The following is a 26,107-nucleotide window of genomic DNA, read 5'->3' as shown; positions in this document are numbered from 1 at the left end:
CGGCAATTTCTCAAGGACGTCGCGGGCGCGACCGGCGGCTTATCCGGTAGACCGCTGCAGGCGGCACGTTCGCAAATGTATGGCCGATGCGTGTGGCCTTGAGGCCGAGCCGGTCGAGTAGCGGCCGCGGAACGGGACAAGTCGGTCCGTAGGTGAATTGATAGAAGGAGCCGCCCGGCCGCATGTAACCAAAGGCGCCGGTGAGAATCGTCATGACCTTTCGCGGCGCCATCGAGAGCAGTGGAAGGCCGCTGACCACCGCCCCGATTGGAGCGCCCTCGAATATCTTCTCGCGACCGAGTCCTGACGCGTCCATCCACAGGATGCGAACGTTCGGGAAGCGTGCGCCGAGCAGGCGAACGAAATCAGAGCCGTATTCCACCAGCGTCAAGTCGGCCTCGGCAACGCCGCGCGTGAGAATCGCCCGCGTGAAAACACCCATCCCTGGTCCGAGCTCGAGCACCGGGCCGGTGTCGGAGGATATTTCGCTGGTGATCAGGCCAGCCAGCGCGGCGCTGGATGGCGCAATGGCCGCCACACGCATCGGATTGGATATCCATGCCATGAAGAAGGGGATCAGATCGCGATGTGCTGTCATGACGTCTACCGCAGAGCTATCGCATTTGAGCAAGGAGCGGCCACCCGCCCGGCCTGAGTCTCCTCTCCCCAGTCGAAGTCGGATGTTTCCGACTTCGACCACTTAATAATGCCGAACTCGGGTAAACCCGAGTTCGGGCGGGGAGAGGGTTAGGGTGAGGGGCCGTGGCACCCGCGGTCGTGATGGTGCGAAGGCCGAGCTTCGACAGCGAAGAGCGTTTGGCGATCAACTGTGCATCACCATCAGTTACTGCCCCTCACCCCGACCCTCTCCCCAACGGGGAGAGGGAGCGCGCCGAGTTCGCTGCAATGTCTGAGACAACCATGTGTGACAAGATCGAGCGCGTAGCTGTCTCTTGTGCATATGCGATAGCTCACCGTCCTGACGTGCATCGTCCGCACTGCCGCTACGCTGCCGCCGTGAGCGGCAATATCCGCTGGCGTTTGCCCGAGATCGCGAACATCGCGTTGGCAAGCGCAGGCGCAACCGGAGGCAGTCCCGGCTCGCCTAATCCGCCCCACGGTCCATCGCTGGCAAGAAAATGCACATCGATGCGCGGCGGTGCGTTGGCGAAAGTCAAAAGCGGGTAATCCGGGAAGTTCTTCTGCACGACCTCCCCCTGCTCGATGGTGATCTGTTCGCCGATCGCAGCGCTAAGGCCCATGATGATGGCGCCCTCGACCTGGGCAGTGGCGTTGTCCGGATGACAGACATCGCCGCAGTCCACCGCTGCGGTGACCCGATGAACCTGCGGGCTTCCATCGGCACCAAGCGATGCTTCGATTACATGCGCGACGATCGTGCCAAAGCTCTCCACCAGCGCCAATCCGCGCGCGGCTCCCGGAGCGAGCGGCTTGGCCCACTCGGCCTTCTCGGCGGCAAGCTCCAGCACTTTGCGCAGGCGCGAGCCTGTCGGCAGCAGGTCGCGCCGGTATTCGAACGGATCGCGCCCAGCGGCCGCAGCAAGTTCGTCCATGAAGCACTCGGTGTAGAACGCATGTTGCGAATGGGCGACGCTCCGCCATGTCCCGGTGCGAACATGGGTCTTGCCTGCGACCACGTTGAGTGACTGTGCGGGGATATCGTATGGAATCTGGTAGCCTTCACGGCGTCCGGGCCCGGCGAGATCGACATAGACCTGCGACCACGCGGTGGGCCTGCCGTCGGCACCGAGAGCCGCGCGTATGTACGTGGAGACGGCGGGACGATAGGCGCCTTGGGCAAAATCCTCTTCGCGGGTCCAGATCATCTTCACCGGCCGTGGGGACACCACCTTTGCGATCTCGGCGACAAGTGCGAGATGTTGAGAGGTCTGCGCAATGCGGCGCCCGAACGCGCCGCCGATCGGCAGCGCGTGGAGTGTTACCTTGTCGGCGGCGAGCCCCAACGAGGCAGCCAGCGCAGCCTTCGATCCGAGCGCGTCCTGTTCGCCGGCCCAGACAATGAGCTCACCTTTCTTGAACTGAGCTGTCGCGTTGATCGGCTCCATCGCCGCATGGTGAAGGAACGGCACGCGATAGGTTGCTTCGACGATCCGGTCCGCCGGCGCAGCCTTCAACATCGCCTCCGCATCGCCCGACCTGTGGACCGAGGACGCCTTCCCGTCCGCGAGCATTCGCGCCTGCTGATCGAAGTGGGTCCTGGTGCTCGCGCCGCCGTTGCCGCCGTCGTCGAAGACCGGATGCAGCGCGTCGAGGGCGCGCCGTGCTTGCCAGAAGCTCTTCGCGACCACGGCGACCGAGCTCTCGAGCTTCACCACGCGCTCCACACCGTCGAACTTCAGCGCCGGTGCAACATCGATCGCGACGAGCTTCCCGCCGTGCACCGGTGCGGATCGCACCGCCGCGTGCAGCATGTCGGGAAGAGAGAGATCAATGCCGTATTGCATCTCACCCGTCACCTTGGCCGGAACGTCGAGACGTGGCAGCGAGCGGCCGATCAGCTTGTGGTCGCGCCGCGCCTTGAGCTGCGGATCGGATGGAGCCGTCAACGTCGCAGCGTCGGCGGCCAGTTCGCCAAACCGCGCCGAGCGGCCGCTTGGCGGATGGCTGACGACGCTCGATGCGACGCTCAATGTCTTTGCGTCGACCTGCCAGCGCCGGGCTGCCGCCTCCGCGAGCATCGACCGGGCGGCGGCGCCGACGACGCGCAGTCCCTGACCCGTGAACCGCACCGCGGTCGATCCTCCGGTGATCTGCAGGTTGATAAAGCGCGCGGCTTCAGCGAATCCCGCACCGACGGTGCTGGTGAGGAATGACGGCAGTTGCCAGCCCTGCAGCACCCATCCCTGCGCAAGGAAACGGTTGGCAAAGGCTTTGTCGGCCGGCGCCCGCTCGGTTCGCACGCGCGCCCAGTCCGCGTCGAGCTCATCGGCAAGCATCATCGCCAGCGCAGTATGCGTGCCCTGCCCCATATCAGCGTGCGGCACATAGACTGTCACAACATCATCCGCGCCGATCTTCACCCAGCCGGCGAGCAGCGCACCGGCGCCTGTGCCTGTGCCTGCGAGCGCGGCTGCCTGCGCGTCGAAGCCGGCCGACCAGACCCGGTAGCCGAGAGCAAGGCCGCCCGCGACAGCCGCTGTTCCAAGAAGAAAAGTCCTGCGCTTCATGACTCGCCTCAGGCTTTCGCAACCAGCGACTGGATTGCCTTGCGAACCCGGGCATAGGTCCCGCACCGACACAGATTGCCGAGAGCGCTATCGATCTCGCCAGGTGTTGGGCTGGCATTCTTGTCGAGCAGCGCGGCCACGGTCATGATCATCCCGGACTGACAGTAGCCGCATTGCGGAACCTGGCCTCTGATCCAGGCATCCTGAACGGGATGCAGTTGACCGGCCGGCAAGGCCGTCGACGCCGCGAGACCTTCGATTGTGACGATCGCTGCTTTGGCCACGCTGCGAAGCGGAAGCGAACAGGAGCGGGCGGCTTCTCCGTCCACATGCACCGTGCACGCGCCGCAGGCGGCGACGCCGCAACCGTATTTCGTGCCGGTGAGGCCCAGGTCCTCGCGCAGAACCCACAGCAACGGCTTGTCCGGATCGGCGTCGACCGCGTGCTGTTGCCCATTGACGGTCAGGTTGATCATCGTCGCTCCGGCCGAAACAAGTGTTCATCGAACATGTTCGATGAACACTTAACGTCAGTCCGGACCAACGCGCAATCCCCGAACGAGCGTGCCGACCAGCGTGTCGATCAACTGCGCGTGAGCCACCCAGGGAAATTCGGGATGAGTGATGATCAACGTCGCAAGACCGTGCAGCGCGCCCCAAAGCGACTGAGTCACGACATTTGCGTCGGGGCAGACGATGACGCCTTCAGCAGCGAGCGCCGAGATCTCGTCGCGAAACAAGAGAAACGCTGCGAGTCCGGCGGACTGTTCGGACGCAGGCCGATTGAGGTCCTTCGGCGGATGTTTCTTCGACGCGGCATGCGGGACGAGCATCGTCAGCTGATATTCGTCGCGGTTGTCGAGAGCGAACCGCAGGTATCCCTTGAGAAGGCGCTCCAGGTACTTGGGATCGGCAGACCGCTTCGACGTGATCCGCTTGAGCTTGAGGATCAGGCTTCGAAACGTCGCCTCGCGCAGCTCGTCGAGAATCTCCTGCTTGTCGCGGAAGTGAACGTAGAGGCCGGTCTGTGACAGGCCTGCCCGCTCGGCGACCTGGCGCGTGGTGACGGCCGCATAGCCTTCCTGGACAAACAGGTGTTTCGCGGCATTGAGAATCTCGCCTCGCCGCTCGTGGCCGAAGCCGCGCAGCTTGCGCGTCCTCTGAACTTTCGGCCCTGTTCGTGCCTTCTTGCTGTGCATCGCGGATCGATAGCACAGAACGGCGAATGGCGAATAGTGGCGAATGGTGAGCCGTGAGTAGTACTCCGTCATTGCGAGGAGCGAAGCGACGAAGCAATCCAGTACAGCGGTTGCGTCAGGCTCAGCGCTGGATTGCTTCGCTGCGCTCGCAATGACGAGTGAGACGATCTGCACAGGATGTTCACAGCGAGTTCGTTTTTTCCGAAATTGTTCTTGCCTTCATTCCTATCCGCAATACGATGTCTCCGTCCCGCTCCAACGGAAGGGCGCGTCGCGGTCGTCTTATCGATGCGGAGCGGGATGCGATGGCCGTTACGATGCCGGGCCATAGGCGAGCGAAGCGACGCCGTTCTTCGAACGGCTATGGAAAGCGCCGGAGAAATCCGTGTGATGCCCGAAGGCAATCAAGACGCCGGTACGACGGACGGACGGTCCAAGTGCATGTCCGGGCGACAGTTCGCACGAACCGGGCGAAGCCAGCGAAAGTGGCGAGGCCTGGGGACATGCAGCAAGCCGTGAAAAGAACCTTCGCGTGCGGAGCGCAGGCGTTGAGCCTCCTCCGTGGCAGTTTGCCGTGTGCCTTCCAAAGCACACGGCTGCCGTATGCCCCAAAGGCATGCGGCGCCGCGGGCGCGGTCAAACGTCCAGCGTTCCGCACAGCCCTTTCGGGCCAAAGGAAAGCGCAAGAAGACCGGCAAGCCTCAGGCCGGACAAAGAACGGGGGCGACGATGCACGTCTGTAGCCCGCATGAGCGAAGCGATATGCGGGGCCAACTCTGCGACACGATCACCCGGAAGTCGCTTTCGCTCATCCGGGCTACAGGCCACGACAGGTTACAGACGAGCGAACGGATACACGCGATCGACGGGAACATGTCTGTAAGGCAAGGACGTCAAATCCGCCGGGCCCCAATCCGGAGTATCGATGATGAGAATTGCAGCCGCGACCTGTTCGAAGAAGGCGCGAAAATGCGTCTTGGAGCGAAGAACGACATAGTCGTACTCGTCCAGCGTCTGACCGAACTGCGTCAGGCAATCGTCGTCGACCGCGGTGCTGGGGACGGAGGTGAGCGAGACGACGACGGATCCCGTATCGATCACGGCCGTTTCACCGAGCTCGACGGTGCGCCCGGTAAAATATGGGCCGGTGGCCCGATAGGTGACGCGTCCTGCGTGAATCACCCTACCCTCCAGCTGAACGGGACCGCCCGCGCGATCAGAGCTGTGACCGCCCACCGACAGCTTGACGGTGGCGCCCCTGCCGGCCGCGACCGCCGCAGCCGCGGCCTGTGCATCCCAGACGTATGGAACGACCGTTCGCGGCAACTGCTGGCGGAGCACCTCCCGCAGCACATAAGTCGAGTCGTGCATGCGGTCGGCATGTTCGAGAAGGACCACGGGCCGCTGACCTGCCGCGACGAGGTGCTTCGCGCGGTCGATGCCTTCATCGACCGAGGTGACGAGCTCCTTGTGATTCAGCGCTTCGCGCATCGCGAAGATCTCATCGGAAAACCGTTCGGCGATCTCGCGCGCGAGGCTCCGCTTGCCGTCCGCAACAACGACGACCGAGAAGCCGCAATTCGGCACGTCGGCGTAGGAGAAGCCGGCGAAGACCGAGATATCAAGATAATCTGTCGCTTGCTTGCTCTCTTCGATCGACCGCGCGACGACCGATTTCAACGGCTCCATTCCCGTCGCGCTGAAAATGCTCGGTACCATCACCCCAGGCTTGACCAGGACGCAGACCGGGGTGATCTCGCCGCGCAGCTTGCGGAAGAGGCAACCGGCAGCGCGCTCGCCGGTCGGCCCCATGTCGGTGTGCGGCGAAAAGTGATAGCCGAACACGGCGTCGGCTGCCGCAATCGAGTCCTGATCAAGGTTGGCGTGGTAGTCGAGGGCGACCATCACCGGCACATCCGGTCCGACCAGGGCGCGAACACGCTCCAGGGTCTCACGATCTGCATCGAGGCGCTTGGGCGTCGCCATGGCGCCGTGAAGATCCAGCAGGACGCCATCAAGACGGCCGGCGGCCTTCAACCCCTCGAGCAGGCGCGCAATGTAGTGATCATAAGCTTCGTCGCTGGTCGGCCCGGCCGCGCCACCGAACGTGTAGAACAACGGAATGATGTCGGCATTCTCGCGCTCGCAAGCGTCGATCATCCCGCCGATGCCCGTATTCGTCCCGCGATACCCGTCGATCAGCGCAGGACCCGCGGCCTCCACCAGTTGAAATTGCTCCAGCGTCGTCATCTCACCGATGAACGTCACCGACTCCTGCAGGAAACCGGCGATCGCGATCCGAAACCGCGGCTTCGACCCCGAAGAATTCATGAGCTGTCCTCCTCGCCGACGAGGCCAGCCCCGTCATGTGCATCTTCAAGAACCAGTTCCATCGTCATCAGCACCGGATTGTCGCCGCGCTTCAGCCGACCTTCGGCGGTCGCTCCCAGATGATCGACAAGGAAGACATCCAGCGCGGCCGCGACGCCATGCTGCGAATGTGGCATGACCGCGCCGGATACGACCGCCATTTCGGTTGCAAACGGCTCGACGATCCGTCCGTCTTCAAAGCGCGCGCCGATGATGCTGCCGACACCGCCTCGCACCACGGCCTGCCTGATTTTGCGCGCGCGGCAAAAGTCCTCGATCGCAAAGGCAAGATCCTGGTTGGGGCGAAGCCGGAGCGCGAAGACCCGCCGGTCGGCGACGGCGGCACGCGGTGCCGCCAGCGGAACGAACAGCCTGAAATTCGTCTCGCGATCCTGCTCGGCGACGAAGGCTGCGCCGGACACGCCGAAGGCGTTTGCACGACAAGGGCGGGCAACGACGGTCTCTTCAGGCAGGACATGTCCGCCGCTCACACGTTTGTCCGCCTCGGTCCAGATCCCGTGGCAATGAAAGAACGGCGCCCCGTCCCGCTCGCCGAAGGTCATCGTCGCGGCCTTGAGCCGGGTCAACCCGGCGGGACGAAACGTGTCGCTGTAGAATGCGGCATGCTCCGGCGTTTTCGGCAAGGCCGGCATGACATAGGCGAAAGGCTCGAGCGCGCCATCTTCGATTGTCAGCACGCCGCTTGCAAAGCCCTCCGCAGCAAATCCGCGCCGCACCGCCTCCAGCAACGACACGCCAGCATCGAGCCCAAAGGAGAAGGCGCGTCCACGCGCTTCGACCCATTGAACGCGTTCGGCCGGCGGCTGTCCCGGCTGAACGACGTGGCGGATCGCCGGTCGCGGACCTTGCGGCATGACACGTCCCCTCTTGCCTATCGCCCCGACCGGGGCCACGGTCGCTGGCAGCGCCAGCTACCCGACTTCGTCTACTGCCTGCCACAACAAGGACATCAAGGAAACGTTCATGCCGCGCATCGTCTATGTCCCGTTCGGAGAATTCGACCGCAAGTTTGCCACGAACCTCGCGCCCAACGGATTCGAGTTGGTCGAGGCGAGCGCCGGCAGCCCTGAACTGCACGCCGCGATGCCGGAGGCAGACTACCTGATCGGTCTCGGCGATCCGTCGATGAACGACGCCTTCTACGCGCGGGCAAAGAAGCTCAAGCTGGTGCAGCTGTTGAGTGCCGGCTACGACCGGTGCGACATCGAGGCGGCCCGAAGAGCCGGCGTGCCGATCTGCAACAACGGCGGCGCCAACTCGGTCGCCGTCGCCGAACACACGCTGATGCTGATGCTCGCGGTCTGCCGCCGGCTGATCTGGCAGCACCAGAACGTTGCCGGCGGGCGCTGGCGTGGCAACAACTGGCAGGAGAAGCACGTCTACGAGCTGGAAGGAAAGACACTCGGCATCATCGGCCTTGGCACCATCGGCAGGAAGGTCGCCCGCCTGGCGCGCGCGTTCGACATGAAGGTGATCTATTTCGACATACTGCGGCTGAACGAGGCGCAGGAGGATGCGGTCGGCGCCCGCTTCCGTCTGTTCGACGAAGTTCTGTCGCAATCGGACATCGTCAGCCTGCACGTACCGCTGTTGCCGGACACGCGGCACATGATCTCGACGCGCGAGCTCGGGCTGATGCAGAGACACGCCTATCTTATCAACACATGCCGCGGCCCGGTGGTTGACGAGCAGGCGCTGATCACCGCCCTGTCGGACGGAAAGATCGCCGGAGCCGGGTTGGACGTGTTCGACACCGAACCACCGCCGCCAAACAATCCGCTGTTCGCCCTGGAGAACGTGGTGCTGACGGCGCATATGGCAGGGCCGACCTGGGAGAACCGCGCCAAGCGCTTCCGCAATGCCTTCGACAACGTCTTGCGCGTCCATCGCGGCCAGGCGCCGAACTGGGTGATACCCGAACTGCAGACGTGACCTCGATCGTGTCACGACGGCTCCGGCTCACGTCATGAGCCGGAGCGCGTCTGCAAAAAAATCCTCGCCGCCGAAATTGCCGGACTTCAGCGCCAGCACCATCTCGCCGCCGCGCCAGCCGGCGGCACGGAGGACCGGCACGCCTGCGGCGATCTCAGGGCCGATCAGGAAGGCTGGAATCTGCAGATGATCCACCACCGCGCCGGACGTCTCGCCGCCGGCCACCACCAGCCGCCGCACACCGCGCGCGGCGAGACCTGCCCCGATTGTCGCCATTGCCTGCTCGATCGCGTGCCCCGCCGCGTCGCGGCCGTGCCGAGCCTGCACCGCAGCCACGGCCTCGGCAGTTGCACTGCTGGCGATCAACACGGGACCTGCACCGAGCCGCTCCGCGGCCCAGTCGAGGGCGCGGGTGGCCGCCGTCTTATCCGTGATCAGCGCTTCCGGATCGAGGCGCAGCACCGGCATGGCTTTTTCAGCCTTGGCGATCTGCCTCAACGTCGCCTGCGAGCAACTACCGGCGAGGCAGGCGGCTGGGCCGCCGACGGCATGATCGAGCGTCGCGCCCGCAGGTTTTGCGCGCACCTTGCCCGTCGTCACCAGCCCGCGGGCCAGGCCGAGCCCGAGGCCGGACGCGCCGACGGAGAGGTGATGATCCAGCGCGACGCGCCCGATCGTCTCGAGATCGGGATCGAACACCGCATCGATGATCGCCATGCGCACGCCCGCGCCCGAAAGCTCGGAAAGCTTCGCACGGATAGCATCCGCGCCGGCGGCCACCGCCGCGAGATCGACGAGGCCGACCTTCGAGCGGCTCTGGGCAGCCAGCACCCGCACCAGGTTTGCATCGTGCATCGGATTGAGCGGGTGGTCCTTCAGCGGGCTTTCGTTCAAAGGCACGGCGCCGACGAACAGGTTGCCCTGGTAGACGGTCCGACCGGTCTCCGGAAACGCCGGGGTGACCAGCACGATCGCATCGCCGGTCTCCGCCTGCAACGCCTCGGCAACGGGACCGATGTTGCCTTCCGTGGTCGAATCGAAGGTCGAGCAGACCTTGAACAGCGTATGTGTTGCCCCTCGCGCGCGAAGCCACTGGTGCGCGGCGCGCGACCAGGCGATCGCGTCGTCCTTTGCACAGGACCGGCTCTTCAGCGCCACCACCACCGCGTCGACCTCAGGCAGTGCAAGATCCTTGGCGGGAACGCCGATCGTTTGCACGGTGCGCAGCCCGCATTTGGTCAGCGTGTTGGCGAGATCGGACGCGCCGGTGTAGTCGTCGGCAACGCAGCCCAAGGTGATCATGCTGCGCCCTCCGCAACATTCCGGGCATATGGCGCGAACCAGCCAAGCCCCTCACGCGTGGTCGCGCGCGGATTGTACTCGCAGCCGACGAAGCCTTGATAACCCAGCCGGTCCAGCTCCTCGAAAAGGAAAGGATAGTTGACCTCTTCCCCCGAAGGTTCGTGCCGCGAGGGCACGCTGGCAATCTGGATATGTCCGATCATCGGCATCATCCTGCGCAGCGCCATCGTCACGTCGCCGTGCAGGATCTGGCGATGGTAGATGTCGAACTGCAGCTTCAGGTTCGGCAGCTTGAGCTCGTCGATCAGCTGTTCTGCATAGGCAAAATCGTTGAGGAAATAGCCCGACATGTTGCGGCCGTTGATCGGTTCGAGCAGCACCTCGACCCCGGCCTCGCTCAAAGTTTCCGCGGTCCAACGCACCGCCTTGCGATAGGCAGCCACGGCGTCCGCGTCGCTCCGGTCGGCGAGGCCCGCCATCAGGTGCACCCGTCTAACGCCGGTGGCCGCGATATAAGGCAGCGCGATCTTCAGCTTCTCGCGCAGCTCATCGAACCGGCCCGGCAGTGCGGCGATCCCGCGCTCGCCCGCGTCCCAGTTTCCCGGCGGCAGGTTGAACAGCGCCTGCGTCAGACGATTGCGCGTGAGCCGGTCGCCGATTGCTTCCGCGGGGAATTCGTACGGAAAAAGGTACTCGACGGCCGCGAACCCCGCCTCCGCCGCCGCATCGAAGCGATCCAGGAACGGCAACTCGGTGAACATCATCGTCAAATTCGCAGCGAACTGCGGCATGCTAGAAGTCTCCGTTCAGCGTCCACCCGGCAACGTCGTGCCGGTCACTTGCGCATACATCCGCGCCACCGAGGCATCGTCGTCGCGTCCCATGCCGGCGCCGGACGTCATCAGGAACATCTGCAGGGCGGCGGCCGCCACCGGCACCGGAAATTTCATGCCGCGCGCCATATCCTGGATGATCCCGAGATCCTTGACAAAAATGTCGACCGCACTGCGCGGGGCATAATCGTTGTCGAGCACATGCGGCATCCGGTTCTCGAACATCCACGAGTTGCCCGCAGAAGCCGTGATCACCTCGTAGACCTTCTTCAAATCCAGGCCTTGCTTGGCGGCGAACGCCATCGCTTCGCTGGCCGCCGCGATATGCACGCCGGCGAGCAGCTGGTTGATCATCTTGAACGCCGCGCCTTGGCCGGGTGCGTCACCGAGCTCATAGACTTTTGCCGCCAGCGCGTTCAGCGCCGGCCGCGCGTTCGCGAACGCGTCGGCACTGCCGGAGGCGAGAATGGTCAGCGCGCCTTCCGCCGCGCGCTGCGCGCCACCGCTGATCGGCGCGTCGAGATAGTGCCTGCCCATGGCCTCGAGCCGCTTGGCCAGGCTCCGCGCGGCCTCCGGGTCCATGGTGGCCGACGAGATGAAGACCGCGCCTTCCGGCATCGCCTGCGCGACACCGTTGTCACCGAACAACACCGCTTCGGTCTGCGCTGCGTTCACGACCACCGAGACGACGATGTCGGCGTCCGTCGCCGCTTCCACTGCACTTGCGACACCCTGCCCGCCCTGGCTGGCAAGCCGCGCGACCGCCTCCTTGCCGATGTCGAAACCCCTGAGATCAAATCCCGCGCGGAGCAGCGACAAGGCCATGCCGAACCCCATCGAGCCGAGCCCGATCACTGCAGCGCGTTGCCCCTTAGTCTTGGAACCGCTCGCCTGAGCGGACGTCTGGTCCGTCACCATGTGCTCCTTGTGCGTCGCGCGGGCTCAGATCACTCGCCGGCGTCAGCCAACACCAGCTTGGCAGCGCAAGGCCGATCACTTCAAGCCGAATCTCCGCGTCTTTTCAGCCCGCGCGAAGCTCCCTTGCACGGCGGACGCGGCGGCAAAAGTCGCGGATCGAACGACGAAGGGTCGCCGCGCCCGTTTCGCTCGATCCACAACGTGCGTACACTCCGTCACCTTAAAGCAAGGGACGGATCCATGATCGAATCGAAACTGCGCGAGGAGATCTGCCGCTTCGGCCGCTCGCTGTTCGAGCGCGGCCTGACGCCGGGCTCTTCGGGAAACATCAGCGTGCGGCTCGACGACGGTGGCTGGCTGGTGACGCCGACCAACGCCTCGCTCGGCTTTCTCGATCCCGCGCGCATGTCGCGGCTGGACGCAAAGGGCGCGCTTGTCGCAGGCGACGCACCGACCAAGGAGATTCCGCTCCACACCGCGCTGTATGAAACGCGCGAGCGCGCGCGAGCCATCGTTCATCTGCATTCGACACATTCGGTTGCCGTGTCGATGCTGCCGGACATCGATCCGCAGGCAATGCTGCCGCCGATGACCGCCTATTATCTGATGCGCGTCGGCGCCACCGCACTCGTGCCTTACTATCGGCCGGGCGACCCTGCAGTCGGCGACGCCATCCGCGGCCTCGCCGGCAAATATTCATCTGTCGTGCTCGCCAATCACGGCCCCGTCGTCGCCGGCGAAAGCCTGGAGGCGGCTGTCTTTGCCACCGAGGAGCTTGAAGAAACCGCCAAGCTTTATCTCCTGCTGCGCAACCTGAATCCGCGCTACCTGACGAAGCAACAGGTCAAGGACCTCGAAGTGAGTTTCGGGCTGGCGCTACCTGAGACGCATACGCACGAGTGATGCGAATATCCGCGCGCTATAGTGGTGTTAATCTTTCGGCTTCGAACTCACCGTCGATCACGCATTAAACAAAAAACATCAATTCAACGAGAGCGCACTTTCACCATACCGCCAACATCCTGCAGCTCTCGGCTCCTTGCTGAGGTTTTGATTCTAGTTGCGCCGGAGCACGACTTGCGCAAACCGGAAAAAGGTATATTTGGAGGCCTGCTTGAATCCCTTGAAGGGAAAGGAAAATAGGAAAGCGTGCGGATGAACCGGCAAGACCTGACTCGTTTGTCGACCGACGAACTCTGGAAGATTCACGAGGTCGTCGCGGAGATTTTGGCGAGCCGCATTCTGATTGAAAAGCAGGCATTGGATTCCAAGCTTTCCCTCCTGCAGCAGAAGGGTTTCTCTCACAACGAGAGCTCGGCCCCGAAGTCTGCGGGCAAGCGCGAGAAGCGAAAATACGCCAAGGTTCTACAGAAATACCGAAACCCACAGGACCACAGCCAAACCTGGTCCGGCCGTGGCAAGCAGCCTCACTGGGTCGCAAAGCTGCTTAAGTCGGGACTGAAACTCGACGATCTGATCATCCCCCAGTATCGCAAGATGATGAAGAAGGCGGCGTAAGCTTCGCCTTGAACTGCTAGCAGGCGAAGCGCCAGAGCGGCTTGTAGCTGCACGTTGCGCCTGCCAGTACGAAGCCGCGAATAATCAAATCTCCAAGTTCGACAATCATCAGAGTCGCCGGATCCAGCGCGCCACGCGGTGCGGTTCGTTTGATAACGCGACTGAGCGCGAAGGCTCGAGGTCAACTCAGTGAACGCAGGCCATCTTTGTTTCATTCAAACGCGCTGCCGTTAAAACAGTTAATGCAACGAGAATAAATTCCTCCCCATATTTTCTCCGTCAACTGAGCACTCGCACGCTCAGGTTGAAAATCTGTGGTTTTTTTATGGAAGCCACTTGCAAAGAGCGCAGAGCCCGTGGCATTTTTATGAATGGCGGCAAAATACAGGAATTAGGGGTTTCTGTGCCGCCGAAACGGGCGAATAGCGCTAGGGGGAGCGCGTAGGAGGCAGCTTTGAGCAAGCTCGATATTGCTAAATTATCAACCGATGAACTCTGGAAAATTCATGAAACCGTAACCGAGGTACTCGCGGACAGAATCATCGCCGAGAGAGAAATCCTCAATACGAGGCTCGCCCTGCTTAAGCAGCCACGCTCGTCTAGGCAGCAGAGCAGCGAAGCCGACAAAGAAGCGGTCAGGCCCAAGCGAAAATATCCGAAGGTTTTGCAAAAATATTGGAATCCGCAAGACCATAGCCAAACCTGGTCCGGCCGAGGCAAGCAGCCCTACTGGGTCGCAAAACTGTTGAAGTCCGGCGTCAAACTGGACGAGTTAATCATGCCGCAGTACAGAAAGAAAAACGCTGCGTGATTACGCGGGCAGGTTAAACTTCGCTGCGCACACCACCTGGGTTCGGCTTAACGCCGACCCAGATTTGCCGATGCCAAGCGAAGTTCCCGGCAACCAAAGTCCCGAGCAACCAAGATTTTTCCAGTCATTGAGCTGTGCGGTCGTCTTGCCTTAGTGCACGGCAAGAGAGCTCTTTGAGGACTACAGCGGCCACAGACTCCCATGGACAACTGCCCGCGGCATCACACAGTACTGCAACTGAATCAGATCTAACTCAACTCCAGCTTGGCGATCGTCCTCTGCAAGGTCTGCAGCCGTCGTCGCATCGAACGCGCAGCAACAGAATTGCAGAGTCCTTTTGGATGACGCGCGTAGAACAGCCGTTCCTCCGACAGAAGGCAGCTTTCCAGCATCGCCGCCGTGTTGCGAAGCGAGGACGCAAAGGCGTCCGCGATCTCGTTTGTAGCTGAAACGCGAACGTCAAAAACAGCGTTCTGGAGCGCAAGGTCGCTTGTTGCTTGTTCGTGAGGCGGTCGAGGTTTCGCTCGCTCGAATGCCAGGACAATGCCGGACTTCCGTTCTGGCGGCCCTTCTCGCCGCGATCGCAACTCGCGCGGTACGGTAGCCTTTATCAGCATGCCGGCTCCTCCTGGTCGAATGGTATTTAGAAACTAATTGTCGATCTCCATCGCGATGAACAAATTGCTGATCCAATCGTCCACCCCGCTATACTTTCTCTCAATTCGCCCGATATGGCTACACAAAATACTGCCCAGTTCATGGCTAAAATGAGCTAAAATTGCGCGTTTGAAACTTCAACACCGTACGAATTGCGTCACGACGACACTCGACCCGCAAACCATTTAAATCCGCGACAGTCGTAGAGCGTCACCCGCGAGGCGCCGTTCAAACCGGATGCTTGGGAAACTGGATCGCGCTCACACCAACGAACACATTGGAGATGACCATCCGCGCTGCGCGCCGAATCTCCTCCGGCTCTAGGTCATCAGATACCGACGGCAACGAGACCGCCTCGGTGATCTCCAGCAGTCTGTCGCGGACTTCAGTCTGAACAGCATCAGAGTCCTCGGCAAGACGCGAGACACAGGCGAAAAGCATCATCAGCATGAGCTGCACGGCCACGTCCGCACCCACCTGGTTGACCGTCGTTTCCTCCATGGCAGGACCTGCCCCTTGGTTCTTCATATTGTGCCCCATACGTTGGCTTATCATTGCGCCTCCTCCAACAGATAACTTGCCTTATAAGGTCGGCGATCTTTTATGCGCGCTCCGAAATAAGCTGACCGCAACCGCGTCATCGACGCCGGCAGATCCTCTCAAACCGGACCTGACCTCGCTGAATACGGCCGCTCGCTCTACCTGTTAGAGAGAGCCTTAGCCTTGCGCAGCTTAGCGCCCCGGTCACAGACGGTCGAAGCTCCGTCGACTTCGCTCTTCCGCGCGCCGATTGAATACTTTTAATTCGCGCGCACGAGAGAGGTATTATACCACATTTAATTGGCAATTTCGACGAGCATCCACGGTAACTTACTACTGTAGCGAGGTCTTGTTCTCGATGGTATGTAAATTTAATAATCCCGATAATTAATCTGGCTTGAACCAGAACGTTCCCTGCCCCGCAACGCATCTATCGGGCGTAGGTTGCGTCGGTTCGCGGCGGCGAGAAAGTCGGAACGTGAGAGTACTGATCACCGGCAATATGGGCTACGTCGGAACCGAGGCCGCGAAATACTTGAGGCGTTCACGACCAAGCGCCATTTTGCATGGTCTCGATAACGCGTACTTCGCTCACTGCCTCACGGGCGCCACCACTCTGCCAGAGGCGACTCTCGACGCGCAATTCTACGGCGATCTCCGATCGGCTCAGTTCGATCTGACGGGCTATGATGCCGTCGTTCAACTTGCAGCGATTTCGAACGATCCGATGGGAAGCCGGTTCGAAAACGCCACCTTCGAGATCAATCAGGCAACGACCGCTTCAATAGCGAGAGCGGCTGCCGCTGCGGGGGTCAAGAATTTCGTGTTCGCGTCGAGCTGCAGCGTCTACGGCGTCGCGCCGGGCGGGCCGCGAAGAGAGGCCGACCAGCTCAATCCGATCACGGCTTATGCGAAATCGAAAATCGGGGCAGAACAGGAGTTGCTTAAGCTTGATACCAGCATGGTCAGGACCAGCCTGCGGTTTGCCACCGCTTGCGGCATGTCAGATCGGCTCAGGCTGGACTTGGTCCTCAACGACTTTGTCGCCTGCGCTTTGAGCCAGGGAATCATCAGTGTGCTTTCCGACGGTTCGGCATGGCGCCCACTGATCGATGTCACCGATATGGCGCGCGCGATCGACTGGGCCCTTGGCCGCTCGGCCGAAAACGGTGGTCGGTACGCGGTGGTCAATGTCAGTTCGGATGATCGCAATTATCAGATACGCGACTTAGCCAACGCAGTGGCAACTGCAATTCCCGGAACGAAGGTGATGATCGACACCTCCGCACCAACCGATAGCCGCTCCTATCGAGTGGATTTCGGACTGTACCGTTCGCTCGCACCGAATCATCAGCCTCAGGTCGATCTAAATGAATCGATCCGACACCTGATTGCAGGGATGAGGAGGATGAACTTCCAAGACTGCGATTTTCGCTCGTCCGAGCTCATGCGGCTGAAGGTCCTGGAACGGCACATCGCAAATGAGCGGCTGACGCCGCAGCTGGAATGGAGATCGCACCTACGTGCAATAGCGTGAATCCGGGATGTTGCGACGGCGCATCAACCGGCTGTCGGAGTGCGTAGAATGAAGGTCGTACTTTTCGCGGGCGGAATGGGAACGCGACTCAGCGAGGAAACGACAGTCCGGCCGAAACCAATGGTGGAGATCGGCGGGCGCCCGATCATCTGGCACATCATGAAGTGCTATGCACACTACGGCCTGACCGACTTCATTGTGCTCGGCGGCTACCGCATCGAGCTCATTCGCCAATACTTCCTGAACTACAGAATGCATTCCTCTGATTTCACCATCGATCTGTCGAATGGCGAAATAACTTGGGGCGCAATTCAGAGCGAACCTTGGCGTGTGACAATCGTCGATACCGGACTGGAGACAATGACCGGCGGTCGCTTGAAGCGCGCCCAGAAGGTCATCGGAGATGAGACTTTTTGTCTGACTTATGGCGACGGCGTCAGCGACGTCGACATCGCAAAGCTTGTGGCCTTTCATCGCGAGGGCGGCGCCTGGGCGACCGTGACGGCCGTCGAGCCGCCAGGCCGCTTCGGCGTTCTGAATTTTGGTCGAGACGGCCACACAGTCAAAGCATTCCGCGAAAAGGACGGCCGCGACGTCGGTCTAATCAATGCGGGCTTCTTTGTGTGCGAACCGCAAGTCTTCGATCTGATCGATGACGACGCGACGGTGTGGGAGCAGATGCCGTTGCGGAGGCTCGTCGAAAAGGAGCAACTGCGAGCGTTCCGGCACAGCGGCTTCTGGCAAAGTATGGATACCCTGCGCGACAAGGCCGTTCTCGAAGACGCCTGGCGAAAAGGCGCCCCCTGGATCAAATGATCGACCGAACCTCGATATCCTGGGAGTCCCCCGCCGACGCGCACCGGCTTCCACTCGCAGACCGAACGCCACGTCTGGCCGAAGCGAGACGTCCAACGGTGATCGGCGAAGACATGCGTCTTGGCCGAGAGTCGCCGCCGATAGACCTTCACAATCTGGTACGGACACTATTTCCAATCCCACGCAGTATTACCGGCGCAGGCGTTCGTACGACGCTCGACATTCTGAGAGAATACGTCCCCGTTTCGATCGAGAATGTCCCAAGCGGGACCTGCGTGCTGGACTGGGACGTTCCGCCCGAATGGAACGTTCGAGGCGCCACCATCTGCACGCTTGATGGCCGCGTTCTCGTTGATTTCAAGACGAACAACCTTCATCTCGTTGGCTACAGTCGCCCAGTGCACGACGTGGTCAGCCGCGACGAGCTTGCCCGGCATGTGCATACTCTGCCGGATCAACCCGATCTCATACCGTACCGTACAGGATACTTCTCCCGCGACTGGGGCTTCTGTCTAACGCACAATCTTTGGCTAACGATGAACGACGATTCCTATCGCGTCGACATCGACAGCGATTTGCAGTCCGGATCCCTCACCTATGGCGAGCTGTTTCTCCCCGGACAAGTTGATGAAGAGGTGCTGATTTCGGCTCACATATGCCATCCGAGCCTCGCAAACGACAATCTATCTGGAATCGCGGTCGCAACCGCACTGGCGATCCGTCAGTCCAAGCAGCAACGGAGGCTGGGCTATCGATTCCTGTTCATCCCCGCAACGATCGGTGCGATTACGTGGCTCGCGCGCAATGAGATGTTGCTGCCTCGGATCAAGCACGGACTGGTTCTGACCTGCATTGGTGACCCGGGCCCGTTTCACTATAAGCAAAGCCGCAAAGGCGCAGAAATCGATCGTGCTGTCGCACATGTTCTACGCCATTCGGACCATGAGCACGCAATCCTCGCGTTTAATCCTTACGGTTACGACGAGCGTCAGTTCTGTTCACCGTCTTTCGATCTTCCGGTCGGGTGTCTGATGCGTGCGGTTCATGGCACCTTTCCGGAGTATCACACGTCCGCAGACGATCTCAGTTTCGTCGAGCCGGAGGCGCTGAATCAGTCGTTCGCATTGCTGGCCGCCGTGCTCGACCTTCTCGAAAACAATGTCACTTACGCCAGAACCGACGGCCGCGGTGAGCCGCAACTCGGCCGTCGCGGTCTCTACCGCTCCATTGCCGGACAGAAGGACGCCGGCGGGCCCAGTGAGCTGGACCTGCTTTGGTTGCTCAATCTTGCCGACGGCAAGCACGATCTGCTCGAGATGGCAGATCGTGCGAATGTACCTGTCTCCCGGCTCCATGCCGCTGCCACGCTGGCGCTGCGTGCAGATCTTGTTCGACCCGTAACAACCTAGATTGAAACCCGCCGTGGTCTCGGCGCAAGATTGGAAAGTATTCGCTCATGGAAGACAGAGGCTTTGCAATTCTAGGAAGCGGGATGGCCGGCTTCGGTGCAGCCAACCTTTTGTATAGCCAGGGCATCCGCCCCAAGCTCTATGAGCTACGCGCACGACCCGGCGGACTGACGTCCAGCTTCAACTTTGGTAATGGCTTCGTCTTCGATGAAGGAATTCATATCTCCTTTTCAAAGCACGACGATGTAAAGAGGCTATTCGCCGAATCGACGCAACACAAATATGAAACTGGACAGGTCTACTGCAATAACTATTGGAAGGGGCATTGGATCAAGCATCCCGCCCAGGTCAATTTGCACGGATTGCCGACTGATCTTGTCATCGCTTGCATCGGCGACTTCATTGAAGCGAGCAAGATCGAGAATCCCATCATCAAGAATTACCAGGACTGGTTGCTAGCGGCGTTCGGAAGGACTTTCGCCGAGACCTTTCCGATGGTCTACACGCGGAAGTATCACACTACGGACGCAGCCAATATGAGCACAGATTGGCTCGGTCCCAGGCTCTATCGCCCCAAGCTGGAAGAGATGTTACGTGGAGCGCTCGAGCACGAGCCTCTCGACGTTTTTTATGTCAACGAGTTCCGCTACCCCACTGAAGGTGGATTCGAATCGTTCATAAAAGGCTTCTACGCCAAGGCGGAGGTTCATTGCGATCACGAGGTTACGCGCATCGACATGCGTGACAAGGCGCTCTACTTCAAGAACGGAACGCGTGCGTCGTTCGAGAATCTGATCTCATCGATTCCGCTTCCGAAACTGGTTCCCCTGATCGTCGATGCGCCAACCGACGTCCGTGAGGCCGCCAGCAGATTGGCGTGTACTCAGTTTGTCGTCGTCAATATCGGCCTCAGTCGGCCGCTCGATATGAAGCCGCAATGGTCATACTTCTACGACGAGGATATCCCCTTTGCGCGCGTAAGCTATCGAGGCAATCTCTCTTCCCGCAACGTTCCTCCCGGTTGCGATGCCCTGCAGGCGGAAATCTATTTCAGTGAAAAGTATCGTCCGCTGCAAGGTCCTCCCGACGATTGGATCGAGCCGACGATCGATGCGCTTATCAAGTGCGGCATCGTCGCGAACAGAGACGAGGTCATCCACAAGAGCACGATCTGGAGTCCGTTTGGCAACGTCATATTCGATCTTGATCGCGCCGCGGCGGTGAATACCGTCCATGGTTTCTTGCGGGATATTGGAATAAACTATTGCGGCCGCTTCGGTGAGTGGGGCTATATCTGGACCGATCATGCGTTCATGAGCGGCGAGAACGCAGCCAAGGCCGCTTTGCGCGCCCACGATCGAGAAACTGCAACGCTTGAGACGCTGTCGTGAGGTGATCCTCTATTTTTCATCTCGCCGCACTGCGTGCCCGGTTAAAGCATGATGAGTTTCAGTTGGTTCTGCCGTCATGCCCCCCGGGCCCGCGCGAAGCGCGGCCCGAGGACAGGCTGCGGCGGGCATCCGGTACTGGGCAGTATTTGCGATAAGAACGCTACGGCTCGGGGATACTGGATCCCGCTTTCCATAGGCGAGCGAAGCGACGCCGTTCTTCGAACGGCTATCGCCCTTGGGTCAGCAAGCCATACCCGCTCAGCGTCCGACGCCGGAAATCCGACGCGCGACGGAGTCATAGGCGGCACTCGGTATGCGCCTCAGTAGCGGCTTGAGTCCCTTGGTTACAAGGCGAGCCCTCTGCACAAATAGCTCCGGGTGTATCCGATCGAGAAAATCGAGATTCTGAACCCGATGCCTTGCGATGGCGTCCGAGACCGGAATGCTTCGATGCAAATAGACGATCGTGTTCTGCCGATACCAGGACGGGATCGAGGTGTCGGTCCAGATAACCGGGCGAACAGCATCGAATGCGGAGTATCCACGCTGCTCGAACTTGCGCGCCCACCAGGATTGCCACTGCTCATTGACGTGGTGCACTCCTCCCTGCTGCTCGACGGCGGCAGAAAAGACAACCTGCTTCGAAAGCTTACAAAGGCTGTCAAGGAAGGTGTCGGCATGCTGCGGGTCGAGATGCTCCGCGACCTCAAACGACATTCCTAGATCAAAGGTACGATCCGTCGTGAAGGGCTTGGTGAGGTCCGCGCGTTGGAACTGATCAGGTGCGATCAGCAAATGCTTCTCGTCCACCCACTCCCCCTCGACGCCAAGGATGGTGGAACATCCCCTGGCGTGGAGTTGATTCAACACCGAGCCCACGCCGCAACCGAGGTCCACGGCTGATGTGGGCCGCAGAAGGTCCATTAGGAGGCCGGCGATCCGATCGGCAAAGTGCGCCGTTCGCGAGGACCTATTATTATAGAAATCCTCGGAATAGATCTGTTTCATGGCGAAGTCCTCACTGTTGCCCCTAGGCACCGGATGGTGACGCGCCGAAGGACATCGTAGCGAAAAGTCGCCACAGATAAAGGAGAGTTTTTTCATGGGGCTTGCCTATTTAATAGCAGCCGCCAAAGTTCCAATAATATGACGTCTCAGTCGCAATTTCGCCGCCTCGGAACGTCCGGGCTGGCGCCAGTCACTGCTTGACGATTCCAACTCGCGCATTGCGCTGACGGAGTGACAGGACTTTGGCTCGGCAATTGCGCAACGCATTCACACCGCGAAAGATGACGAGTTCGCGACGAGCGATGGTTACGGTGCCGCGGAGTCGCCGAAATCGCTGAAGCAGCCTTGGAAAGTACAGTTTCTTCGAGATTGACTGCGGATCGGCGACGGTCTGGCCGTGAGCGTCGACTGCACCGACAACTACGCGTTTATGACGTTTGATCCCGTGGCGCTGCATGAACTCCGCCTGGACTTGCGCCGGCGTCTTGCCGTCTTCCCAGAGCGGACTGTACAACGCGCTGCTCATGACTTCGCGCGTATGCACCACACTGGCGGCATCGAGTATGGCAAGTGAGCTCCGATCGTCGACAACCAGATCGGAAATCGCATCGTCGATTGCCCACATGTTGTTTGGGAGTGCAAAGATCGGCATCAGACTCTGCAGGATGTCAGCCCGGATGATCGGCGCTATCGGCTCGACCATCGTCACCCAGCGCAACCGAAGGCTTTTCCGCCGCAGAGTGATACTATGCGAGTAGAAGGATCGCGTGTTGAGGCTGAGCTGACATGCCGCCACCTTGTACTCTCGAGCGAGAGCGAAAGCCGTGTTCCAATCATCCTTTGTGCAGATGAGGTCATCGTCGGGGATGGCGATGTAGTCATAGTCCTGAAGGAATGACGGCGTCTTTTGAAAGCACGTAAAGAGCCCACGAAATTTCGACTCCCCGCCATCCGCGCTCCAGGTGAAGTCTTCTCCGTCCACCGGCGGCGGCGCCCCAGCCGATCCAAAGTAGCTTACATGCAGGTCCCAAGTTCGAGGCGATTGCGAACCGGCAAAGAACGTTGTGTGCAATGAGTTATCACCCGCGCGCACAACGATCAGATTCTTCCGTTTGGTTCGGCTGAGTTCTGCCATTCGACGCAATCTAACAGGTGAAACTGCGAACGGCGCAATTTAAATCGCCAGCCGCAGCCCGACACAATACTGCGGCAGCATACTACCGGATTCTTGAGAACGATATCGCGTTATATTTCGTTATATTTCATCCCGCGGCACCAGTTTCCAGATCCGCCGATCGGTGACGATTGCGCGCCAGTAGTGAGCAAGGGCCCCGACGATCTTGGATTCAAAACCCTCCGGACAACCCGCCAGGCGCCAGAGGATGAAGATCGTGCCTGCGTAGACGACAACGGCGACGAAGATAACACCGCTCATTCCCAGCGCGAGCGGCAACCCGCGCACGTTCGCAAGCCACGCCTCCATCGGTATTATCACCAACGCCATGGCAAGGGTGCTCACGACGGGTCGCCATGCGCTGAAGACTTGCGCGCGCAGCGACAACCCGAGCAATTCGCGGACGGCAACCGCCGAAGATGCGGCCATGACGAAGGCGGTCGCCAAGCGCGCCACGACGATACCTGTCACTCCGTAGCTGATGGCGCCCACCAGAACAATGGGAAGCCTGAAGAAGAGCTCCAGAAGGGCGAGACGAAGAAATATTTCGGTCCTGTTCAGTGCCATCGACAGCGGTGCCAGCGGCGCGAAGAAGAACGCAGGCACGACAGCGAGCGACAGCCAACGCAGGACGTCGGCAGCTTCCATCCATTGCGCTCCCAAGACGAGCCGGAGGAGCGGTTCCGACATGACGCTTATCCCGACCATCATGGGAAGTCCCGCGGCTAGTATGGTAATCGCGCTGTTCTGATAGGCCAGCGTCAACCTCCGATGATCTTTCTTGATGAAAGAGAACGTCACCATCAGCGGGCTCAGCACCCGAGCGATGAAGACTTGCGCGGGAAGAGCTGCCAGGTTCGCGGCCATCGCAAATCGGCCGAGCTCGATCGGGTTCACGAAGCGGCCGAGCACCAACTGGTCCATCTGCCAGTTGAGAGCATTGACCACCTGTGCAGCGGTCGACCAGCCGAGGAAGCCGGCAAACGATCGCCATTTCCGGAGCGTCAGCCTGGGCCGATAAGGAGCAAGCACGTAGGATGCGATCACAGTTGTTATCGGTGCTGCGATCGTGCCGGCCGCGAGCGCCCAATAGCTTCCCGTATACCATGCCAGACTGACCGACACGATAAAGGCGGCGACCTTTCCTGCAAACTCCAGCACGAACTCGCGGCGATAATCGAGCTTCTTCACATACTCGATCATCCGCGCACTGCCGAGACCTCGGACCGCCGGCGCAAGGGCGAGCGCATAGATGAGAGGGATCAGTCGATCGTCACCATACAATCGTGCTAGGGGCCATGCGGCCACAAACAGAATAAGCACGACGACCAGAGCGCGCAGCAGGGCGAGCGTGAATGCGGTATCGAAATGCGCCCTCGTCAGCGGCAGCCGTACCAGCGCCTGCCAGAGCGACAGCTCGAGAGCGGCTTCCGTGACCATGATGACGGCCATGGCGATGGCCACAAGGCCAAAATCCGCCGGTGACAGAAGTCGCGCCAGAACAAGCAGCGCGGCGAAATCGATGCACCGCGCAATCAAACGCGACGCGATGAGAACCGCTGCTCCAGCACTTGTGCGACGGCTCATCGCGTCTGGTGAGTCGCTGCTCAATGAGAGGGGTCCCACGCTGCCACGGACTAGATCGATCGCACTCCTTGAAGTCCGACCATATCATGGCAACGTGGCCGAAAGGCGCCAGTTACTTTGTGGTCACCCCCGGGATCGGCGCTCCGAATTCAGAGATCGAGGGGCTGACGGTCGTCCGCGCACCAACCGGCTGGCTGGCCGGTTTGGCCGGAGCTGCGCTCGGGCGCGGGTCAGGCGACAGCGGTGGCGCCGGAGCCGTCGGACTTCTGCCTGCGGGGGCCGCATATGAAGGCCCGCCCACGCCGGCATTTTGAGCATTGGCGAGAGATGACAGGCATATGGCACCTACGCAGAGTGCTGCAGCTCCCAGTTGCCTCATGTTCACTCCTCACAACTGACGTCGCCGGTCTGCAAGCGCAAGTAGACGCGCCCACCGGCGCACCATGCCTTATTCCGCGAGCAGACGCCGGAAGTAGGCGATCGTCTCCTTCAAACCGTCCTCAACAGTGACCTTCGGCTCCCAGTCGAGCTTGGCGCGAGCCAGCCGTATGTCCGGTTGGCGTTGACGCGGATCATCGGATGGCAACGGCAGGAATATCAACTTCGATTTGGACCCCGTGAGCCGAAGGATCATTTCGGCCAACTCGCGGATCGTCGACTCACGCGGATTGCCAATATTGACCGGACCGATGAAATCCTCCGGCGCATTCATGAGCCGCTGAACGCCGTCCAAAAGATCCGAGACGTAGCAGAAGGAGCGCGTCTGGTTGCCGTCGCCAAAAAGCGTAATGTCGTTGTTCGACAGCGCCTGGACGATAAAATTCGAGACCACGCGGCCGTCGTTCGGATGCATGCGCGGCCCGTAGGTGTTGAAAATGCGGGCGACCTTGATCCGCACCTTGTGCTGGCGGTGATAGTCGAAAAACAACGTTTCCGCCGCGCGCTTGCCCTCGTCGTAGCAGGCGCGCACGCCGATCGGATTGACGTGCCCCCAATAGCTCTCGGGCTGCGGATGCACGGACGGGTCGCCATAGACTTCACTGGTCGACGCCTGGAAGATCCTGGCGCGCGTGCGCTTGGCAAGCCCGAGCATATTGATCGCGCCATGCACGCTGGTTTTCAGCGTCTGCACAGGATCGTACTGGTAGTGAATCGGCGACGCCGGACAGGCAAGATTATAGATGTCGTCGACTTCGACATATAGCGGAAACGTCACGTCATGCCGCATCACCTCGAAGCGCGGCTTGCTCAACAGATGCTCAATGTTGCGGCGACGGCCAGTGAAGTAGTTGTCGATGCACAGCACTTCGTGGCCGCCTGCGATCAGCAGATCGCACAGGTGCGAACCGATGAACCCCGCGCCACCGCTGACAAGTATTCGGTTTGAAGGTTGCATGCGAGGTCCGTGCGGGATGTGAGAGCAGCGCTAGATGGCAGGAAACCGGAGCGTCTGCAAGGTATCGGACTCCGAACCACGTCGACGCCGATAGCCTTCGCCAAAGAGCTGCATTCTGTTCATGATCACATTCGAAGGTGCTCGAGCGAGACACTCGCAGTAGAGCCTGCTGCTGCATCTGCCGCAATGTCGCACGCGAGCCGAGCCAGACCATCGTGCTACGTCGGCTGAGCTGATCTTAAGACCACGCACGCGCGAGTTCCCACACCCGGCACGCAGTCCACGGTGTGTTTTTAATGCCATTATCCGACCAAAATATCCAATATAAAGAAACCAGCATTGCGCCACATGGATCGTCATATTAAAATATTAAATATCGGACCAAGGCAAGCTACTTCACCTGCGAACGAACCAACGGCGCCAATTGCACTGGCCATGTCCACCGATCGGCTAAATATTCAGGCAAGCAAAGCGCCATA

At 60.6% G+C, this 26,107-nt stretch carries 23 protein-coding genes; 9 read left to right on the top strand and 14 right to left on the bottom strand.

Translation table 11 applies throughout. From position 1 onward, the window contains the following. Nucleotides 1–10: 10 nt before the first annotated feature. The 6 genes from RCO31_RS08175 to RCO31_RS08150 all read right to left on the bottom strand — a co-directional run bounded on the left by RCO31_RS08175 (nt 11) and on the right by RCO31_RS08150 (nt 7,629). On the bottom strand, nt 11–598 hold the full coding sequence (locus tag RCO31_RS08175) for an SAM-dependent methyltransferase (RefSeq protein ID WP_308967791.1): 588 nt from the start codon (nt 596–598) through the stop codon (nt 11–13). Between the two features lie 406 nt (nt 599–1,004). Then, a complete protein-coding gene (locus RCO31_RS08170; RefSeq protein ID WP_308967789.1) occupies nt 1,005–3,209 on the bottom strand; it encodes a molybdopterin cofactor-binding domain-containing protein in 2,205 nt (734 codons plus the stop codon). Between the two features lie 8 nt (nt 3,210–3,217). Continuing rightward, nucleotides 3,218–3,685: a 2Fe-2S iron-sulfur cluster-binding protein gene (locus RCO31_RS08165; protein ID WP_308967788.1), complete on the bottom strand. Its 468-nt coding sequence runs from the start codon at nt 3,683–3,685 to the stop codon at nt 3,218–3,220. Nucleotides 3,686–3,739: 54 nt separating this feature from the next. Continuing rightward, the gene (locus tag RCO31_RS08160; RefSeq protein ID WP_308967787.1) at nt 3,740–4,582 is read right to left on the bottom strand and encodes a TetR/AcrR family transcriptional regulator; all 843 of its coding nucleotides are present in this window, start codon (nt 4,580–4,582) and stop codon (nt 3,740–3,742) included. 660 nt (nt 4,583–5,242) lie between these two features. Continuing rightward, nucleotides 5,243–6,739: a M81 family metallopeptidase gene (locus RCO31_RS08155; RefSeq protein ID WP_308967786.1), complete on the bottom strand. Its 1,497-nt coding sequence runs from the start codon at nt 6,737–6,739 to the stop codon at nt 5,243–5,245. Further along, complete coding sequence (locus RCO31_RS08150) at nt 6,736–7,629, bottom strand: PCC domain-containing protein (protein ID WP_308968034.1); 894 nt, start codon at nt 7,627–7,629, stop codon at nt 6,736–6,738. The genes RCO31_RS08155 and RCO31_RS08150 overlap by 4 nt, the downstream gene beginning before the upstream one ends. Before the next feature lie 22 nt (nt 7,630–7,651). Here RCO31_RS08150 and RCO31_RS08145 point away from each other — a divergent pair, with 22 nt between their 5' ends. After that, nucleotides 7,652–8,731, top strand: coding sequence for a 2-hydroxyacid dehydrogenase (locus RCO31_RS08145; protein ID WP_308967785.1), 1,080 nt, complete (start codon nt 7,652–7,654; stop codon nt 8,729–8,731). Nucleotides 8,732–8,758: 27 nt separating this feature from the next. Here RCO31_RS08145 and otnK read toward each other — a convergent pair whose 3' ends face one another. From otnK to ltnD, 3 genes are read right to left on the bottom strand one after another with little or no spacing between them, the layout of a single operon-like run. After that, nucleotides 8,759–10,033, bottom strand: a complete 1,275-nt coding sequence (otnK, locus tag RCO31_RS08140; protein ID WP_308967784.1) for a 3-oxo-tetronate kinase — start codon at nt 10,031–10,033, stop codon at nt 8,759–8,761. After that, nucleotides 10,030–10,824 (bottom strand): 2-oxo-tetronate isomerase, encoded by a 795-nt coding sequence (gene otnI, locus RCO31_RS08135; RefSeq protein ID WP_308967783.1) that lies wholly within the window; start codon nt 10,822–10,824, stop codon nt 10,030–10,032. The genes otnK and otnI overlap by 4 nt, the downstream gene beginning before the upstream one ends. 15 nt (nt 10,825–10,839) lie before the next feature. Beyond that, nucleotides 10,840–11,781 carry an L-threonate dehydrogenase gene (gene ltnD / locus RCO31_RS08130; protein WP_374991447.1) on the bottom strand — a complete coding sequence of 314 codons (942 nt, stop codon included), beginning with the start codon at nt 11,779–11,781 and terminating at the stop codon, nt 10,840–10,842. Nucleotides 11,782–12,024: 243 nt separating this feature from the next. Between ltnD and otnC the strand changes: the two genes are divergently transcribed. The 3 genes from otnC (at nt 12,025) to RCO31_RS08115 (ending at nt 14,113) form a co-directional block, all read left to right on the top strand. Continuing rightward, on the top strand, nt 12,025–12,687 hold the full coding sequence (gene otnC / locus RCO31_RS08125) for a 3-oxo-tetronate 4-phosphate decarboxylase (protein ID WP_308967781.1): 663 nt from the start codon (nt 12,025–12,027) through the stop codon (nt 12,685–12,687). A gap of 252 nt (nt 12,688–12,939) precedes the next feature. Continuing rightward, complete coding sequence (locus tag RCO31_RS08120) at nt 12,940–13,302, top strand: H-NS histone family protein (RefSeq protein ID WP_308967779.1); 363 nt, start codon at nt 12,940–12,942, stop codon at nt 13,300–13,302. Between the two features lie 454 nt (nt 13,303–13,756). Next, a complete protein-coding gene (locus tag RCO31_RS08115; RefSeq protein WP_308967777.1) occupies nt 13,757–14,113 on the top strand; it encodes an H-NS histone family protein in 357 nt (118 codons plus the stop codon). Nucleotides 14,114–14,998: 885 nt separating this feature from the next. On the opposite strand, the gene RCO31_RS08110 is transcribed toward RCO31_RS08115, so the two are convergent. After that, nucleotides 14,999–15,271, bottom strand: a complete 273-nt coding sequence (locus RCO31_RS08110; protein ID WP_308967776.1) for a hypothetical protein — start codon at nt 15,269–15,271, stop codon at nt 14,999–15,001. Between the two features lie 517 nt (nt 15,272–15,788). Here RCO31_RS08110 and RCO31_RS08105 point away from each other — a divergent pair. The 4 genes from RCO31_RS08105 to RCO31_RS08090 all read left to right on the top strand — a co-directional run bounded on the left by RCO31_RS08105 (nt 15,789) and on the right by RCO31_RS08090 (nt 20,463). Further along, a complete protein-coding gene (locus RCO31_RS08105) occupies nt 15,789–16,847 on the top strand; it encodes an SDR family oxidoreductase (protein ID WP_308967774.1) in 1,059 nt (352 codons plus the stop codon). Nucleotides 16,848–16,895: 48 nt separating this feature from the next. Continuing rightward, nucleotides 16,896–17,663 (top strand): glucose-1-phosphate cytidylyltransferase, encoded by a 768-nt coding sequence (rfbF, locus tag RCO31_RS08100; RefSeq protein WP_308967773.1) that lies wholly within the window; start codon nt 16,896–16,898, stop codon nt 17,661–17,663. A 113-nt stretch (nt 17,664–17,776) separates the two neighbouring features. Beyond that, nucleotides 17,777–19,072, top strand: a complete 1,296-nt coding sequence (locus tag RCO31_RS08095; protein ID WP_308967772.1) for a DUF4910 domain-containing protein — start codon at nt 17,777–17,779, stop codon at nt 19,070–19,072. Between the two features lie 47 nt (nt 19,073–19,119). Beyond that, nucleotides 19,120–20,463: an FAD-dependent oxidoreductase gene (locus tag RCO31_RS08090; protein ID WP_308967770.1), complete on the top strand. Its 1,344-nt coding sequence runs from the start codon at nt 19,120–19,122 to the stop codon at nt 20,461–20,463. Nucleotides 20,464–20,721: 258 nt separating this feature from the next. Here the strand turns inward: RCO31_RS08090 and RCO31_RS08085 are convergent, their stop codons facing one another. The 3 genes from RCO31_RS08085 to RCO31_RS08075 form a co-directional block, all read right to left on the bottom strand. Then, the gene (locus RCO31_RS08085) at nt 20,722–21,471 is read right to left on the bottom strand and encodes a methyltransferase domain-containing protein (protein WP_308967768.1); all 750 of its coding nucleotides are present in this window, start codon (nt 21,469–21,471) and stop codon (nt 20,722–20,724) included. A gap of 190 nt (nt 21,472–21,661) precedes the next feature. After that, nucleotides 21,662–22,453 (bottom strand): hypothetical protein, encoded by a 792-nt coding sequence (locus RCO31_RS08080; RefSeq protein WP_308967767.1) that lies wholly within the window; start codon nt 22,451–22,453, stop codon nt 21,662–21,664. 273 nt (nt 22,454–22,726) lie between these two features. Next, the gene (locus RCO31_RS08075; RefSeq protein ID WP_308967766.1) at nt 22,727–24,232 is read right to left on the bottom strand and encodes a lipopolysaccharide biosynthesis protein; all 1,506 of its coding nucleotides are present in this window, start codon (nt 24,230–24,232) and stop codon (nt 22,727–22,729) included. Between the two features lie 86 nt (nt 24,233–24,318). On the opposite strand from RCO31_RS08075, the gene RCO31_RS08070 reads away from it, so the two are divergent. Then, complete coding sequence (locus tag RCO31_RS08070; protein ID WP_308967764.1) at nt 24,319–24,546, top strand: hypothetical protein; 228 nt, start codon at nt 24,319–24,321, stop codon at nt 24,544–24,546. A 134-nt stretch (nt 24,547–24,680) separates the two neighbouring features. On the opposite strand, the gene RCO31_RS08065 is transcribed toward RCO31_RS08070, so the two are convergent. Continuing rightward, complete coding sequence (locus RCO31_RS08065) at nt 24,681–25,628, bottom strand: SDR family oxidoreductase (protein WP_308967762.1); 948 nt, start codon at nt 25,626–25,628, stop codon at nt 24,681–24,683. Nucleotides 25,629–26,107 lie beyond the last annotated feature (479 nt).

The sequence above is a fragment of the Bradyrhizobium sp. LHD-71 genome, from assembly GCF_031157255.1.
Classification (GTDB): Bacteria; Pseudomonadota; Alphaproteobacteria; order Rhizobiales; family Xanthobacteraceae; genus P52-10.
This window is presented reverse-complemented; position numbering and strand designations above follow the sequence as displayed.

Bases quoted from the DNA above. Each gene is read 5' to 3' on its own strand.
- RCO31_RS08070 (WP_308967764.1), top strand. From the start codon at position 24,319: ATGGCAACGTGGCCGAAAGGCGCCAGTTACTTTGTGGTCACCCCCGGG.
- RCO31_RS08065 (WP_308967762.1), bottom strand. From the start codon at position 25,628: ATGCAACCTTCAAACCGAATACTTGTCAGCGGTGGCGCGGGGTTCATC.
- RCO31_RS08175 (WP_308967791.1), bottom strand. From the start codon at position 598: ATGACAGCACATCGCGATCTGATCCCCTTCTTCATGGCATGGATATCC.
- RCO31_RS08170 (WP_308967789.1), bottom strand. From the start codon at position 3,209: ATGAAGCGCAGGACTTTTCTTCTTGGAACAGCGGCTGTCGCGGGCGGC.
- RCO31_RS08075 (WP_308967766.1), bottom strand. From the start codon at position 24,232: ATGAGCCGTCGCACAAGTGCTGGAGCAGCGGTTCTCATCGCGTCGCGT.
- RCO31_RS08110 (WP_308967776.1), bottom strand. From the start codon at position 15,271: ATGGAGGAAACGACGGTCAACCAGGTGGGTGCGGACGTGGCCGTGCAG.
- RCO31_RS08090 (WP_308967770.1), top strand. From the start codon at position 19,120: ATGGAAGACAGAGGCTTTGCAATTCTAGGAAGCGGGATGGCCGGCTTC.
- RCO31_RS08085 (WP_308967768.1), bottom strand. From the start codon at position 21,471: ATGAAACAGATCTATTCCGAGGATTTCTATAATAATAGGTCCTCGCGA.
- rfbF (WP_308967773.1), top strand. From the start codon at position 16,896: ATGAAGGTCGTACTTTTCGCGGGCGGAATGGGAACGCGACTCAGCGAG.
- RCO31_RS08155 (WP_308967786.1), bottom strand. From the start codon at position 6,739: ATGAATTCTTCGGGGTCGAAGCCGCGGTTTCGGATCGCGATCGCCGGT.
- RCO31_RS08120 (WP_308967779.1), top strand. From the start codon at position 12,940: ATGAACCGGCAAGACCTGACTCGTTTGTCGACCGACGAACTCTGGAAG.
- otnK (WP_308967784.1), bottom strand. From the start codon at position 10,033: ATGATCACCTTGGGCTGCGTTGCCGACGACTACACCGGCGCGTCCGAT.
- RCO31_RS08095 (WP_308967772.1), top strand. From the start codon at position 17,777: ATGCGTCTTGGCCGAGAGTCGCCGCCGATAGACCTTCACAATCTGGTA.
- otnI (WP_308967783.1), bottom strand. From the start codon at position 10,824: ATGCCGCAGTTCGCTGCGAATTTGACGATGATGTTCACCGAGTTGCCG.
- RCO31_RS08145 (WP_308967785.1), top strand. From the start codon at position 7,652: ATGACACGTCCCCTCTTGCCTATCGCCCCGACCGGGGCCACGGTCGCT.
- RCO31_RS08165 (WP_308967788.1), bottom strand. From the start codon at position 3,685: ATGATCAACCTGACCGTCAATGGGCAACAGCACGCGGTCGACGCCGAT.
- otnC (WP_308967781.1), top strand. From the start codon at position 12,025: ATGATCGAATCGAAACTGCGCGAGGAGATCTGCCGCTTCGGCCGCTCG.